Origin of the sequence: Bacillus sp. FSL R5-0416 (genome assembly GCF_037975425.1) — a bacterium.
Lineage (GTDB): Bacteria > Bacillota > Bacilli > Bacillales > Bacillaceae > Bacillus > Bacillus subtilis.
On the sequence record NZ_CP150252.1, the window covers coordinates 733,795 to 748,955 of the forward strand.

Sequence of the window (15,161 nt, forward strand, 5' to 3'; positions counted from 1 at the left end):
TATTGGGTTACAAGGGATATGTACAGGGCATGTTGAAAACGATATAGAGTTTCGGACCATATATTGGGAGTTGTTTATATGAAGAAGCGTTTTATATTATTGGGTTTGTTCGCAAGTGTTTTTATGTTGGCTGTCTATATTTCCTTTCAAAATAAGAATACGCATCCTGTCCAATCTCCCGTCATCCACCCCGAAGAAGACCGGATCTTTTTTATCTACTCCAATCTTTTCATAAAAGAAAGCGTGCTGCTTTCAACCTCAACAGGCGAACGGTTTAACAGGCGTACGTTTAAGGTGGCGGATGTTCCTTATATTCAAATGAAGTCATACAAATCCACAGACCTTGTATTATTGGCGGAACACGAGCCTTTTTACTACACGCTGGAGAAGGATGCGATCAAAGAGCATCCGCTTTCAGATCCATTTGCGTTTTGGCATGAGGGGAAGGATGTGTCTGTTAAGGCCTATAATGTTGATACGACGGGGAATGAGATCCGCATAAATGATAAAAAAATGAAGAAGGAATATACCCTTACCTTGCCTTCGCTTGTCACGATGGGGGCCAGTGATGAGAACTATATTTATATCATTCAAAGCATGGCTATTTACGTGATTGACAGAAAAACAGAGGAAATGATTGAGACCCTGAGCTTAGCCTCATACGCTGATCAATTCGCAGACTCGAAGGAATTTATTGTTGCGAGCTCGGAGCATGAATTGACTGTGATTGAAAAAGGGACATGGAAGGCGACATATATTGCGTATCCTGAAGATCTTGAATATGCAGATACTGTGTATTATGACAAAGAAAGCGGCAGTTTTTACGTTACGTACGAGGACAAAAAGGGTGAGGCGAACTTGCTGGAGTATGGGAAGGAATTTTCTTTTCATACATATAGTTTGAATTTCCCTTATATGGAAGCAAAGTTTAAGGGGAATCTATTGTATATAGTTGCCCAGGAAGAGCATAAAAAGGGCATCGGCGGGTATGTGGGTGTGTTTGATATCCATTCTAAGAAGATGCTTTATCAGTTTGATTTGCCTGAGGAACAGGTGAAGGTGCAGGATTTTGTTGTGGTTGATTAAAGCTATAGATTCTGAAAGCTCATCAAAGCTCTTAGCGTCTTTTTCTTTTTTGTTCGAGAGTTGATCTTTGCTGATAACGGTGTCGAAATTCTGTGAAACTTTCATTCAAAGTACTCGTATATGAAACAAAAGGAGGACGATGAAGCGATGGGTGGTTCATATTTGAGTGATTTGTGTTCAATGTATCAAAAAGATAAGTTCTTTACCGGGTTTGTTCCTGATGAGCTTTTGACATATGCGTGTGAGCTATTCCCGTTATCGGAGAAAGAAACGGTGACGGCCTTATTGAATTGTTCCATGGGAAATAAAGCGAAAAGCTTTGTTATGTTTACGAGTAAGGGACTGTACTGGAAGAGATTTGGAGAACAAGAGGGATGTGTGACCTGGGAAGCATTCACTGATATCCAATCGATTAAATCTACGGATGATTATGAGATTTGGTTTGAGGGAGAAGAGGTTTTTGATGTCGGCTTCAGTTCATATCCTGCGGATCTGTTGGCAGAGCTGTTGAGGATGATTCAGCAATTTCTCAGTGAAAATGGCTCGGATTTGCTTACAGAAGCCTGGAGAGATCATGTATCTGTTTCTGCCAGTGAATTGAAGGAAATCAGTACTTTGTTTCAGAACAGCCATGACAAGATGTTCGGTTTGACCAATGGGCTACTTGTCGGTAACGAGATTTCTGAAAAGAGAGAGGTGCGATTGAGAAAACGGCTGCACATTCCTAAGGATCAAGAGATGATCTCCTTCTGGAGTACTTTTCCCGTGAAGCAAACAGATGGCATCACATTAACGGACAAAGGGATTTATTTTTCAGATCCTTTTCTCAGGTTATTTTATCCTTGGCATGTGTTTAAGGAAACGCCTGTGATGTTAAAAGATCAGGAGTTAATTGTGGGGAAAGAGAATGTCATTCAATTGCTGGAAAACCTGATGCCTGCTGAAGATGTGTTTGCTTTTATAGAACAAGTAAAACGAAGAATCAGCGCTGTTACGAGCTAGTGAATGCGTATATGAAATAAGAATGGACCCTTGCGTAAAGGGTCTTTTTTGCGTAGAAAAACAAATTGACAGGATGAAAAAACAATTTCTTCCTTTCGTATTGTTTTCAAAATTTGGGATTGATAGAATATGACATATCTCATAGAGAAGGAGGGAAGCCGTTGAGTCAAGCCATACCGTCTTCGCGTGTAGGTGTTAAGATTAATGAATGGTATAAAATGATTCGCCAGTTCAGTGTTCCGGATGCTGAGGTTCTGAAAGCGGAGGTGGAGCAGGACATTCAGAGGATGGAAGAGGATCAGGATTTGCTGATCTATTATTCTCTGATGTGTTTTCGTCACCAGCTGATGCTTGATTATTTGGAGCCGGGACAAACATACGGGAATCGCCCTACAGTGACAGAGCTTCTTGAAACGATTGAGACCCCTCAGAAAAAACTCACAGGCCTTTTGAAATACTACTCTTTGTTTTTCCGCGGCATGTATGAATTTGATCAAAAAGAATATGTGGAAGCGATCGGGTATTATCGCGAGGCGGAGAAAGAACTGCCGTTTGTGTCAGATGAAATTGAGAAAGCGGAATTCCATTTTAAAGTGGCCGAAGCGTATTATCACATGAAGCAAACCCATGTGTCGATGCATCATATTCTTCAAGCCTTAGACATTTATCAAAACAATCCCCTATACAGCATTAGAACGATACAAAGCTTGTTTGTGATCGCCGGCAACTATGATGATTTCAAACATTATGATAAAGCGCTCCCGCATTTAGAGGCGGCGCTGGAATTGGCAATGGACATTCAAAATGACAGGTTTATCGCCATTTCTCTATTGAACATCGCGAACAGCTATGACAGATCAGGAGACGATCAGATGGCTGTAGAACATTTCCAAAAAGCGGCGAAAGTAAGCAGAGAGAAAGTGCCTGATCTGCTTCCGAAAGTCTTGTTTGGATTAAGCTGGACATTATGTAAAGCGGGCCAAACACAGAAGGCGTTTCAGTTCATAGAGGAAGGATTAGACCATATCACAGCACGTTCTCACAAATTTTATAAAGAATTGTTTCTGTTCTTGCAGGCCGTGTACAAGGAGACTGTTGACGAACGAAAAATTCATGATCTTTTAAGCTATTTCGAAAAAAAGAACCTGCACGCTTACATTGAAGCATGTGCCCGGAGTGCTGCCGCTGTTTTTGAAAGCAGCTGTCACTTTGAACAAGCCGCTGCGTTTTATCGGAAAGTGCTGAAAGCCCAAGAAGATATTCTAAAAGGAGAGTGTTTATATGCCTATTAAGAAAAAAGTGATGATGTGTCTGGCTATTACTCTAGTTTTGGGAAGCATGTCGTTTCCAACCCTGACAAACTCCGGCGGATTTAAGGAATCAACAGATCGAAATACGACGTATATCGATCATTCCCCTTACAAACTTAGTGATCAGAAGAAAGCCCTTAGCTAGGGCTTTTTCTTGCTTTACGGAAGACGTTCCATTTTTCACATCGCGGCATTCCTTCTATTTCTAACGCAAGACACTCGAAACAACCAAACCATTTGAGGTATAATGGATAAAGTGAATAACAGTATTTAGATTGATATATATGAAAGAGAGTGGAACATCATGGGCCGTAAGTGGAACAATATTAAAGAGAAGAAGGCGTCTAAGGACGCAAATACGAGTCGAATTTATGCGAAGTTTGGCCGTGAGATTTATGTGGCGGCGAAACAGGGCGAGCCTGATCCGGAATCCAACCAGGCGCTGAAGGTTGTGCTTGAGCGTGCGAAGACTTACAGCGTGCCGAAAAACATCATTGAACGTGCGATCGAGAAGGCGAAGGGCGGAGCGGAAGAGAATTACGATGAGCTTCGTTATGAGGGCTTCGGGCCGAACGGATCAATGATTATCGTTGATGCGCTGACGAATAATGTAAACCGTACGGCGCCGGAAGTGCGTGCGGCGTTCGGGAAAAACGGCGGAAACATGGGTGTGAGCGGATCTGTTGCTTACATGTTTGACGCGACGGCTGTAATCGGTGTGGAAGGCAAAACTGCTGACGAAGCGCTTGAAATCTTGATGGAAGCGGATGTTGATGTACGTGACATTTTAGAAGAGGATGACAGCGTGATCGTATATGCTGAGCCTGATCAATTCCATGCGGTGCAAGAGGCGTTTAAAAACGCGGGTGTCGAGGAATTTACAGTAGCGGAGCTGACAATGCTTGCGCAAAGTGAAGTAACGCTTCCGGATGATGCAAAGGAACAGTTTGAAAAATTGATTGATGCATTAGAAGATTTGGAAGATGTTCAACAGGTATATCATAACGTTGATTTAGGTGAGTAAGGAGTGAGCAGGCTGTTATGGCCTGCTTTTTTGTCCTGGAAATTGTTTTAGCTGTCTGTAGGCGGCCGCCTATACGATCTATAAGATATTCTCATACTCTGGACTGTAACCTATGTGAAGGAGAGAGTGAATATGACTGATACAAGACATATGTATGGCGGACCTGGTTTTGGTCATTATCAGGGCTTTGGTATTGGCCACCCGGGTTATGGCATGTATGGAGGCCACCCGGGCTTTGGCATGTATGAAGGCTACCCAGATCACGGCATACATGGAGGTGTCGGCGGCTATCCGGGATATGGAACGTACGGAGGATACGGAGGATCCGGCGGTTACCCAAGCGGCGGCTATGGAGGCTCTCCGGGAACTGTAAGTTATCCGAACATGCACCATGAAAATGATGGCCATCACCACTATTATCACCATCATCATGATGGAAAAGATAATCTTCATCACCATCATCACCATGTTGGAAAGGATAATTATCACCACCATCATGATGGTCATTATGGCCACCATCACCACCATATGGGCCACTGGGGAAAAGACGGTTATAAATAAAGAAGATGATGGTATAAAGAGGACACTCTTGCAGATCAAGAGTGTTTTTTATCTTTTTTCTTGACTGTTCAGTCTGGAAACTGGTAACATTTGTTTCAGGAGGTGATCGTCTTTTGGGGAGGAATAAAGAATTTGATACGGCACTTGTTCTTCACAGGGCGATAGAGGTTTTTGGAGAGTATGGCTACGAAGGAACGTCTCTTCAGGATCTGCTCTCTCATTTAGGCATTGCGCGCCAGAGCTTGTATGATACGTATGGCACGAAGCGTGATTTGTTTTTGTCCGCGGTGAAATCGTATCTTGAAGGGAAAAACGCTGCAGTTATGGAAAGGCTTGAAGCGCCAGGATCTGTAAAGGAAGCCATTCGTGATATTTTTCAGGAGGGTGTCAATGCCCTGAGGGATCCGGAACGGGCGAAGGCGTGCTACATTGTGAACAGTGCGATTGAACAGATCCCGCATGACCCTGAGCTTGCCCGGTATTTTGAAAGACAATCCAAGCAGCTTGAGGACGCTTTTTATCAGGCGCTTTTAAGGGCGAAGGATCAAGGAGAATTGAATGGCGAAGATTCTGATATATCTGCGCTCGCCCGGTACCTGAATCAGAGCAGGCTGTCACTGACATTTATTGCAAAAGTGACGGCAGATATGGATCGTCTTCAGGACCATGTTGACGTGAGTTTATCAGTGCTTGATTAACATGTGGTAAAGAATTCTTTGCCCATGTGTGTATTTTTTGGACTGAATGGTCTGGAAATAAAAAAAGAGGTGATGATGAATGTTGATGAATGAATTTGAAAAAGCATGTGAAACATTGAGAAAGTTTATGGCTTATATGCTTGAGAAGGACATGAAGAGCTGGATGGAGCTTTGGGATGAGAATGCTGTATTTGAGTTTCCTTATGCGCCGGAGGGATCACCAAAAAGAATAGAAGGAAAAGCGGCCATTTACAACTATATTAAGGATTATCCTAAGCAGATCCATCTTTCTTCATTTACCACTCCGACAGTGTACCGTTCAGCAGACTCGAATACGGTGATTGCGGAGTTTCAATGTGACGGCCATGTGATTGAGACTGGACTGCCTTATCGCCAAAGCTATATCAGTGTCATCGAAACGAGAGACGGCCGCATTGTGCGTTATAGGGATTATTGGAATCCGCTTGTTGTAAAAGAGGCCTTTGGAGGATCATTTTTGCAAACAGAGGAGAGTGGGAAATGATGAAACAAAATACGATTTTAATCACGGGCGGGACCGGCACAGTCGGCAGCCGAATCGCCAGCCGTTTAATAAAGCTGGGATACAGAGTGCGTATTGCAAGCCGAAAAAAGGGCGCGCTTGCAAGTGCGGAGCATGTGTATTTTGATTGGAAGGATGCCTCCAGTTTTACGCCTGCTCTAGAACAGGTAAAAGACATCTATCTTGTTGCTCCGGTCGGTGTACTTGATCCGGCTCCCTATGTGCTTCCCTTTTTAAAGGAAGCAAAGCGTCTCGGCGCAAAGCGGGTAGTGATGCAAAGTGCGTCTGTTGTCTCCGAGAACGGTCCCGTGTTTGGCGCGCTTCACCAGGCAGTGCGCGAGTTTCCAGAATGGACGGTGCTACGGCCCTCATACTTTATGCAAAATTTCATCAATGTCCAGCATCGCATGTCTATTCAAACGGAGGGGCGCATCACAACGGCTTCGGGTGAAGGAAAACTTGGGTTTATTGAAGCTGATGACATCGCAGAAACAGCCGTCAGGGCTTTGATTGATGATGTTCCTCATCAAACACATCATATTCTGACAGGTCCCGAGGCGCTGAGCTATGCCGAAGCGGCGGAGATCATTGGAGCTGCGGCGGGACGCCGGGTGGAGCATGTCAGCATTTCTCGTTCCGAGCTGCAGCATAAAATGGAGGCAGGAGGTTTGCCCGCGGATTATGCCCATTTTATGGCGAAGCTTGATGAGGCAATCAGCCATGGTGCGGAACATCGGGTAACGGATACAGTGATGCGTGTGACGGGAAAAGAACCTCGTTCGCTGTCAGAGTTTGCGGCTGCTCATGCTGCGTATTGGAAACACTGATCTCATTTTGGACTAAATAGTCTAGAAAGACCTTCGGCGCTTCCGAAGGTCTTCTTATTGAAAAAGCTAAGTCGTGTTTTAGTCATAATCATGCCTCCTGCCTCATACCTATTAAGGTCATTGTTTTTGAGAAAGGAGGAGCCGGAATGAAGGATATGCAGCCGTTTACGCCTGTCAAATCATATACGCCCTTTCACAGCCGTTTTGATCCCTGTCCGCCCATAGGGAAGAAATATTACAGAACGCCCCCTAACCTTTATATGACCTTTCAGCCTGAGCACATGGAGCAGTTTTCGCCGATGGAGGCTTTGAGGAAAGGCACCCTTTGGAAGGATCTCTATGATTTTTATGAAAACCCTTATCGAGGGGGAGACGCACATGGCAAAAAAGGTTGACGCCGAATATTATCGTCAGCTTGAGCAAATACAGGCTGCTGATTTTGTGCTTGTTGAGCTGAGTCTTTATTTAAATACACATCCTCATGATGAAGATGCGCTGAAGCAATTCAATCAATATTCCGGCTATTCAAGGCACTTAAAAAGACAGTTCGAATCCTCTTACGGACCGCTTCTGCAGTTCGGCAACAGCCCCGCGGGCAAGGATTGGGATTGGGGAAAAGGGCCATGGCCGTGGCAAGTATAAGGAGGAATGCCTGAATGTGGGTGTATGAAAAGAAGCTGCAATACCCTGTCAAGGTCAGTACGTGCAACCCGACGCTGGCGAAGTATTTGATTGAGCAGTATGGCGGAGCGGACGGAGAGCTGGCCGCAGCTCTCCGGTATTTGAACCAGCGTTATACGATTCCTGATAAGGTCATCGGCCTTTTAACAGATATCGGCACGGAGGAGTTTGCCCATTTGGAAATGATTGCGACCATGGTCTATAAGTTGACGAAAGACGCCACACCGGAGCAGCTGCGTGAAGCTGGGCTTGGCGATCATTACGTCAATCACGACAGCGCGCTTTTTTATCATAATGCGGCGGGCGTGCCGTTTACCGCGAGCTATATCCAAGCGAAGGGCGATCCGATTGCCGATTTATACGAAGATATTGCCGCAGAAGAAAAGGCGCGGGCGACGTATCAATGGCTGATTGATATTTCGGATGATCCTGATTTAAACGACTCCCTGCGTTTTTTGCGAGAGCGTGAAATCGTACACTCTATGCGCTTCAGAGAAGCGGTTGAAATTTTAAAAGAAGAACGGGATAAAAAGAAGATTTTCTAATAGGCAGATTGGCCTCTCTTTCATACACCCTTTTACATACAGAGAAAATGGTCTGTTTTTGCAGTTTGGTCTGCATTATAATCAAGGTGTGTGTGCAAGCTTACTTTTTGATTGGGAGGCCTTTATGTCAGCTTTTAAGATTGAGAACGAAACGATTGCAGATGGATTTTACGCGTGTCCGGCCGTCTATGAGGATGCAGAATCGATTACCGGGTTGCTCGTCCGAACAGCTGAATGGCTCCGGGATCGGGGTTCTAACCAATGGAGCGGACTTCTGAAAGGGCAAGATATACATGATATTACGGGGTCAATTGAAAAGGGACATGTGTTTGTGTTTAAAAAAGATGATGAGCTTGCGGCTGTCGTGATGCTGCTGCCTGAACCGAGCGAGTGGGACCGGACGCTTTGGGGAGACGATGGGCATGAGGAGTCCATTTATTTGCATCGCCTCGCAGTAAGCCGCCGGTTTGCGGGACAGGGGCTAGGAGCCCGCGTCCTTCAGTGGGCGGAGACGGGCATACACTTTCCGGAAAAAACGCGGATCCGGCTTGACTGTGTCGCTGATAGCGACGCCCTGCATTCCTTTTATCGGCGTATGGGATATGAATTCATGGGTGCTGATGCGTCCGGATATCATTTGTTTGAGAAAGAGATTACGGCAGAATAAGCGTCCTTTGCAGGGGGCTTTTTTGTCTTTTCTAAAAGGGAGGGCAGGCGATGTGTGGCCAATATTATTTGTGACAGGGATTGTGACGGCTTGTCTGTTTGCTGGCGTATCCGTTTTGATGCGGATGAGATTTCCTGACAAAAGTCGGCCGGAATGGATGTTGGCCGGGCTGATCGTCCTTGGTGTGTTTGCGATCTGGTACAGCCTCGTGTATGTACGCGGCTGGGAAGGGGCTGCGCTCGGAATGCTTGGATTCAATGTCATTTTTGGAGCCATTGCCGGATATTTGATCGATAAGGCCATTCGGCGTTACAGGAAAAGATAAGGCTGCTGCCGTCTCTCATCATGTCGAAATTTTCACAGACCGGCAGGAATTTTCTTTCGAAAGGAGAAATACATATTACTTTAAAATGAAAGCGTTTTCCAAAGCAGGAAGGTGATGTTGATGATACACAGTGTGACAAATGGGCTGAATCGTTTTTGTACGTGGGTGATGAGACTGGCCTATTTGAATGTGCTTTGGATTTTGTTTTCTCTTGCAGGCCTGGTTGTGTTTGGGCTGATGCCCGCTACTGCCGCGATGTTTACAGTGGCGAGAGAATGGGCGAAGGGGAATACAGATGCCCCGGTGTTTTCTGTCTTTTTTCGGACGTTTAAAAAGGAATGGCGGGCATCACAGATCCTCGGGCTTATCGTTGTGACGGCTGCCCTGTTTCTGTTTGCGGATATGCGGATAGCGGCTCAGATGGACCAGCCTGTGCTCGTCAATGTATTCCTGAGCATTAGTTTGATTTTCGCGTTTGTTGTGCTGTATGTGTTCCCGGTATTTTCTCATTTTGACGTAAAAATCAGAGAGGTGCTGAGCATCAGCTTTTTGATTGCTTTCAGCCGTCCGGCGGTGACACTTTTAATGGCAGCGGGCGCTGTCGGTGTGCTTTGTCTCGTTCTGTTTCATGTCACGTTTCTATTGTTTTTCAGCGGGAGTTTACTCAGCCTGATCTTAACGAAGCTGTCCTTTAAAGCGTTTCGGTCAATGGATCAGCGGCAGGAGAAAGAAAAGGCGGCATGAAGAAAAGAGTTGCTGGCTGGTACAGGCGGATGAAGATTAAGGATAAGCTGTTTGTGTTTCTATCGTTGATTATGGCCGTATCCTTTCTATTTGTATACAGCGGGGTCCAGTATGCCTTTCATGTGTATGATGAGCAGATTTACCGCAAGTCCTCGGAGGTGCTTCGCATGTCTTCTGAAAGGATCGAAGACGAGCTGAAGAAGATAGAGGATGTGTCATATGAAATCATTACAGACGAACAGATTCAGCGCATCCTGAGCATGCAAAATCGGGATGATACGTATGATCAATATCAAATGAAGCAGGAGCTTTGGGATCAGCTTGCGGGATATGCCAGTGATGAAAAGTACATCGATTCCATTCATTTGATTGATGCCCGCGGCTCAGAGTATTCAGCCGGAAGCAGTTCTTCAGATCTTTTGCAGCAGGAGCAGGAAGAGGTATTTAAGCGAGCGAAAGCGAAAAATGGAAGAAATCTTTGGATGACGCTCGGCGGGTCAGATCCTGTCCTGATTTCAGCACGGCAGATCAGGTCATATCACCAGCTGAGTCTGAACGGCTTGGGCATGGTGCTGATCCAAGTCAATGTAAAACAAATGATTCGTGATGTGCCGAAGGATTGGGGCGATTCAGTCGGAGACATTATGATTGCCGACCAAGGCGGGAATTTGGTGTATACGGCACATGCATCAGCGCATGTTCCTGAGGCAGCAAAAGAGACGCTGAAGCACCCCGGTTATGACTTGATAAAAAAGAATGGCAAACGTTACTTTATTTCTTATCTTCAATCATCCTACCAAAATTGGAGCTACTATAACGTTATCCCCTTTGATCAGATGTTCGCGAAAATTTCCTTTATGAAAACAGTGATCGGCACATGCTTTCTCCTCTTTTTCTGTGTGGTTTTGCTTTTCGGAAGGAAAATCGCCAACAGCATCACGGAGCCGATTGAACAGCTTGTGACCGCGATGAAATCGGTACAGCACGGCGGTATTGAAGCAGGTGTGTCGCTTTCTCTGCCGGAACATACACAGGATGAGGCCGGCATGCTGAACCGCCATTTCACTGTCATGATGAAACGGATTAATGAGCTGATGGAAGAAAATGTGGAAAAACAGCTCATTATTAAAGAAACCGAATTGAAAGCACTGCAAGCCCAGATCAATCCGCATTTTTTATATAACACGCTCGAGTCCATCAATTGGCTGGCCAAGGCGAATCAGCAAAAGCAAATCTCAAAAATGGTGGAATCGCTCGGTTTTCTTCTGAGAAACAGCATACATATGAAAAAGGATATCGTGACCATTCAGGAGGAGGCGGACATTTTACGTCACTATATGACCATTCAGCGATTTCGATTTGAAGAGCGCCTGAATTTCACGTTGGATATTGACGATGAGGTGAAGCATTGCCTCATTCCGAAACTGACGCTCCAGCCGCTTGCGGAAAATGCGATTCAATACGCGCTTGAACCCTTTACAAGGCCATGCGCCATCCGGATTCAGGCGAAAAAGGCAAAGGAATGTGTCTGTATTACGGTCGAAGATAACGGCCCTGGCATGGATGGACGGATTCTTGAATCAACGGGCGGAAGAGGAATCGGACTTTGGAATATTCGCGAGCGCATCAGCCTGACATTCGGAGAGCCATACGGCTTGCGGATTCATAGTGAGCATGAAAAGGGGACGAGGATTGTGATCACAATACCGTGCCGAAATGAGGTGGTGTGATGTATAAAATACTGCTGGCTGATGATGAGAGGATTATCCTTGATGGAATGGCAGGAATCATTGAGTGGGAGTCGCTTGGCGCCTCATTGATCGGTAAAGCGCAGAACGGACATGAAGCATATGAAAAGATTGTACATAAGCAGCCGCATATCGTCATCACAGACGTCAAAATGCCCGGCATGGACGGGCTTGAGTTGATCAAAAAGGTGTCAGCCATCAGTCCGTCGGTGCAATTTATCGTCCTGTCCGGGTTTGGAGAGTTTGAGTACGCAAAGGAAGCCATGAAATATGGGGTGAAGCATTATTTGCTGAAACCCTGCAATGAACAGCAGATTATCAGCTCGCTGGAGGAAATCATTGCTGAGCTGAAGCGGCAAGATGTGCACAAAAAGAAAACAGCCCATCTGAAACACGAGCTGGACCATATCCGTTCCTTTGCAGCTGATCAATACTTGGAAGGCTTGATCGCCGGTGTGGCCCAGCTGTCTCCGCCGCCTTCACTTGCCGGAAAAAAGATCCGCCTCTTGATCTTAAAAGGGGAACAATCTATTGATGCCACAGCCAGAGAGGCACTCGGGTCGGCACTGACAGCGGTTAGCAGCAGCGGAGAATGGACCGTGCTCGCCGTAGTGGAGAACGCCACTGAAAAGGCGGCGGAGGTTTTTGCGGACCGCAAGATGGCCATCAGTCAGGCGGGAGAACTCCGGAACGCGGGGCAGCTGTTTCGTGACACAGCCGAAGCGTCTGGTGACCTGCACGGGAGCGCAGTGATTTCAAAAATGATCAGGCTCATTGCCGACGAGCTCGGAAATCCGAATCTGTCCTTAAAATGGGCGGCGAAGGATATGCTGTTTATGAATCCTGATTATCTCGGGAAGTTATTTAAGCAGGAAACAGGCGAGAAATTTTCCCAATATGTTACACGAGTGCGTCTTGAACATGCGATGAAACAGATGAAAATGAGGCGGGACGCGAGTGTATCAGAAATTGCTGAAGAAATCGGATTTGGCGATAATCCGAAGTATTTCAGTCTTGTTTTTAAAAAATATACCGGTCTGACACCGTCAGAATTCAGAAGAAAACAGGGAGGCGCTTCCGCAGGATAGCCATCTCTGTTTTTTTGACTTTCGCCACTGTTTTTTGAGTGTTTCGCCCTATCCGAACGCTTTAAAATAAAATGTAAGCACTTACATTAAAGGGGGGATTGGTTTGAAGAAGATTTGTTACGTGCTGTTATCCCTTGTCTGCGTCTTTTTTTTCAGCGGATGTTCAGCGGGTGAAGAGGCCTCAGGAAAAAAAGAAGACGTTACACTCAGAATCGCGTGGTGGGGCGGGCAGCCAAGACATGATTATACAACAAAGGTAATTGAACTATACGAGAAAAAGAATCCGCACGTCCATATTGAAGCGGAATTTGCGAACTGGGATGACTACTGGAAAAAGCTTGCGCCCATGTCTGCCGCCGGCCAGCTTCCTGATGTCATTCAAATGGATACCGCTTACTTAGCCCAATACGGAAAGAAGAACCAGCTGGAGGATTTAACGCCGTATACAAAGGATGGAACGATTGACGTCAGTTCAATCGACGAGAATATGCTGTCGGGCGGAAAAATCGACAATAAGCTATATGGATTTACGCTAGGTGTCAACGTGCTGTCTGTGATTGCCAATGAAGATTTGCTGAAAAAAGCCGGTGTGTCTATCAATCAGGAAAACTGGACGTGGGAGGATTACGAGAAGCTGGCGTATGATCTTCAGGAAAAAGCCGGTGTCTACGGTTCTAACGGAATGCATCCGCCTGATATTTTCTTCCCGTATTATTTGCGCACAAAGGGTGAGCGCTTTTATAAAGAAGACGGCACTGGCCTCGCGTATCAAGATGATCAGATGTTTGTCGATTACTTTGAACGGCAGCTGAGGCTGGTGAAAGCGAAAACGTCCCCAACACCTGATGAAAGCGCACAGATTAAAGGGATGGAAGACGATTTTATCGTCAAAGGCAAATCAGCGATTACATGGAACTACTCCAATCAATATTTGGGCTTTGCCCGGCTGACAGACTCGCCGCTGTCTCTCTATCTGCCGCCGGAGCAAATGAAGGAAAAGGCGCTGACATTGAAGCCGAGTATGCTGTTTTCCATTCCGAAAAGCTCTGAGCATAAAAAAGAGGCAGCGAAATTTATTAATTTCTTCGTGAATAATGAGGAAGCGAACCAGCTGATTAAAGGCGAGCGAGGCGTTCCAGTCTCCGACAAGGTGGCGGATGCGATTAAACCGAAGCTGAATGAGGAAGAAGCCAACATCGTGGAGTATGTAGAAACCGCGTCAAAAAACATCAGCAAAGCCGATCCGCCAGAGCCTGTGGGAAGCGCGGAGGTCATCAAGCTGCTGAAGGATACGTCAGATCAGATTCTGTATCAGAAGGTATCGCCGGAAAAAGCCGCCAAAACGTTCCGAAAAAAGGCCAATGAGATATTAGAGAGGAATAATTGACGGGAAATGGGGCTGACGCAATGAAAAAAAGCCGGAGTATAAGAAAAGACAATCTGGCGGGATATGCTTTTATTTCTCCGTTTATCATCGGGTTCCTATGCTTTACGGTGATCCCGATGGGGGCGTCCCTGTTTCTGTCCTTCACGAGCTATGACTTGTTTACGGCGCCGAAATGGATCGGGCTCGACAACTTTAAGGAAATGTTTACGGGTGACGAAAAGTATTGGCAGTCTCTGAAGGTGACATTTACGTATGTGCTTGCCGGGGTTCCGCTCCGCCTCGGCTTCGCGCTTTTTATCGCTGTCATTTTAAACAATGCAGCAAAAGGAACGGCCATTTACAGAACGCTCTTTTATCTGCCTTCGATCATCGGCGGGAGCGTCGCCGTGGCAATTATGTGGCGCAATATTTTTGGCAATGACGGGGTCATCAATGCGCTGCTGTTTTTTGTCGGGATTGATCAAAAAATTCTTTGGTACCAGAATCCGACAAGTGCGCTGTGGACATTGATTCTGCTGTCCGTCTGGCAGTTCGGGTCGTCAATGCTGATTTTTCTGGCCGGGCTGAAAAACATTCCGTCTTCGTATTTGGAAGCGGCAAGTGTGGATGGGGCAAATCGGGTGCAGCGTTTCTTCAAGATCACGCTTCCGATTCTTACACCGATTATTTTCTTTAATCTTGTGATGCAGACGATTTCTGCTTTTATGACATTTACACCTGCCTATATCATTTCGAAGGGCGAGGGCGGGCCGCTTGACGGGACACTTCTCTATTCGCTCTATTTGTTCCAGCGTGCGTTTAACTATTTTCAAATGGGCTACGCATCGGCGATGGCGTGGGTCATGCTTGTCATTGTCGGGCTGATTACGCTCATATTGTTTAAAACATCATCATATTGGGTTCATTACGAGTCAAAGGAGGAATGAC

The 15,161-nt window shown here is 45.9% G+C and carries 18 protein-coding genes and 1 pseudogene; all 19 read left to right on the forward strand.

Annotated elements, in window-relative coordinates; translation table 11 throughout:
* Positions 1 to 78 precede the first annotated feature (78 nt).
* A complete protein-coding gene (locus NYE20_RS03805; RefSeq protein WP_161621407.1) occupies positions 79 to 1,086 on the forward strand; it encodes a hypothetical protein in 1,008 nt (335 codons plus the stop codon).
* 162 nt (positions 1,087 to 1,248) lie between these two features.
* Positions 1,249 to 2,088, forward strand: a complete 840-nt coding sequence (locus tag NYE20_RS03810) for a hypothetical protein (RefSeq protein WP_223497606.1) — start codon at positions 1,249 to 1,251, stop codon at positions 2,086 to 2,088.
* Positions 2,089 to 2,249: 161 nt separating this feature from the next.
* On the forward strand, positions 2,250 to 3,380 hold the full coding sequence (rapH, locus tag NYE20_RS03815; protein WP_161621408.1) for a response regulator aspartate phosphatase RapH: 1,131 nt from the start codon (positions 2,250 to 2,252) through the stop codon (positions 3,378 to 3,380).
* Positions 3,370 to 3,543: a phosphatase RapH inhibitor PhrH gene (gene phrH / locus NYE20_RS03820; RefSeq protein WP_032726704.1), complete on the forward strand. Its 174-nt coding sequence runs from the start codon at positions 3,370 to 3,372 to the stop codon at positions 3,541 to 3,543. The genes rapH and phrH overlap by 11 nt, the downstream gene beginning before the upstream one ends.
* 159 nt (positions 3,544 to 3,702) lie before the next feature.
* A complete protein-coding gene (locus tag NYE20_RS03825) occupies positions 3,703 to 4,422 on the forward strand; it encodes a YebC/PmpR family DNA-binding transcriptional regulator (RefSeq protein ID WP_003233863.1) in 720 nt (239 codons plus the stop codon).
* 132 nt (positions 4,423 to 4,554) lie between these two features.
* A complete protein-coding gene (locus NYE20_RS03830) occupies positions 4,555 to 4,983 on the forward strand; it encodes a hypothetical protein (RefSeq protein WP_032726703.1) in 429 nt (142 codons plus the stop codon).
* Positions 4,984 to 5,096: 113 nt separating this feature from the next.
* On the forward strand, positions 5,097 to 5,681 hold the full coding sequence (locus tag NYE20_RS03835; RefSeq protein ID WP_161621409.1) for a TetR/AcrR family transcriptional regulator: 585 nt from the start codon (positions 5,097 to 5,099) through the stop codon (positions 5,679 to 5,681).
* A gap of 79 nt (positions 5,682 to 5,760) precedes the next feature.
* Complete coding sequence (locus NYE20_RS03840; protein WP_015715468.1) at positions 5,761 to 6,204, forward strand: nuclear transport factor 2 family protein; 444 nt, start codon at positions 5,761 to 5,763, stop codon at positions 6,202 to 6,204.
* Positions 6,201 to 7,069 (forward strand): annotated as a pseudogene (locus NYE20_RS03845) (NAD-dependent epimerase/dehydratase family protein). Before NYE20_RS03840 ends, NYE20_RS03845 begins: the two are co-directional and overlap by 4 nt.
* Before the next feature lie 126 nt (positions 7,070 to 7,195).
* The gene (cotJA, locus tag NYE20_RS03850) at positions 7,196 to 7,444 is read left to right on the forward strand and encodes a spore coat-associated protein CotJA (RefSeq protein WP_003219489.1); all 249 of its coding nucleotides are present in this window, start codon (positions 7,196 to 7,198) and stop codon (positions 7,442 to 7,444) included.
* A complete protein-coding gene (gene cotJB, locus NYE20_RS03855) occupies positions 7,428 to 7,691 on the forward strand; it encodes a spore coat protein CotJB (RefSeq protein WP_003219491.1) in 264 nt (87 codons plus the stop codon). The genes cotJA and cotJB overlap by 17 nt, the downstream gene beginning before the upstream one ends.
* A 14-nt stretch (positions 7,692 to 7,705) precedes the next feature.
* On the forward strand, positions 7,706 to 8,275 hold the full coding sequence (gene cotJC, locus NYE20_RS03860) for a spore coat protein CotJC (RefSeq protein WP_003233850.1): 570 nt from the start codon (positions 7,706 to 7,708) through the stop codon (positions 8,273 to 8,275).
* Between the two features lie 124 nt (positions 8,276 to 8,399).
* On the forward strand, positions 8,400 to 8,942 hold the full coding sequence (locus NYE20_RS03865) for a GNAT family N-acetyltransferase (protein ID WP_041851212.1): 543 nt from the start codon (positions 8,400 to 8,402) through the stop codon (positions 8,940 to 8,942).
* A gap of 22 nt (positions 8,943 to 8,964) precedes the next feature.
* Complete coding sequence (locus tag NYE20_RS03870; protein ID WP_029878379.1) at positions 8,965 to 9,267, forward strand: YesK-like family protein; 303 nt, start codon at positions 8,965 to 8,967, stop codon at positions 9,265 to 9,267.
* A gap of 114 nt (positions 9,268 to 9,381) precedes the next feature.
* Positions 9,382 to 10,011, forward strand: a complete 630-nt coding sequence (locus NYE20_RS03875; protein WP_019712807.1) for a YesL family protein — start codon at positions 9,382 to 9,384, stop codon at positions 10,009 to 10,011.
* Positions 10,008 to 11,741 carry a two-component system sensor histidine kinase YesM gene (gene yesM, locus NYE20_RS03880; RefSeq protein ID WP_019712808.1) on the forward strand — a complete coding sequence of 578 codons (1,734 nt, stop codon included), beginning with the start codon at positions 10,008 to 10,010 and terminating at the stop codon, positions 11,739 to 11,741. Before NYE20_RS03875 ends, yesM begins: the two co-directional genes overlap by 4 nt.
* A complete protein-coding gene (gene yesN / locus NYE20_RS03885; protein WP_003233839.1) occupies positions 11,741 to 12,847 on the forward strand; it encodes a two-component system response regulator YesN in 1,107 nt (368 codons plus the stop codon). Before yesM ends, yesN begins: the two co-directional genes overlap by 1 nt.
* A gap of 103 nt (positions 12,848 to 12,950) precedes the next feature.
* Positions 12,951 to 14,234 carry an ABC transporter substrate-binding protein gene (locus NYE20_RS03890; protein WP_160244170.1) on the forward strand — a complete coding sequence of 428 codons (1,284 nt, stop codon included), beginning with the start codon at positions 12,951 to 12,953 and terminating at the stop codon, positions 14,232 to 14,234.
* On the forward strand, positions 14,231 to 15,160 hold the full coding sequence (locus tag NYE20_RS03895; protein ID WP_003233835.1) for a sugar ABC transporter permease: 930 nt from the start codon (positions 14,231 to 14,233) through the stop codon (positions 15,158 to 15,160). Before NYE20_RS03890 ends, NYE20_RS03895 begins: the two co-directional genes overlap by 4 nt.
* The last annotated feature ends 1 nt before the right edge of the window (position 15,161 follow it).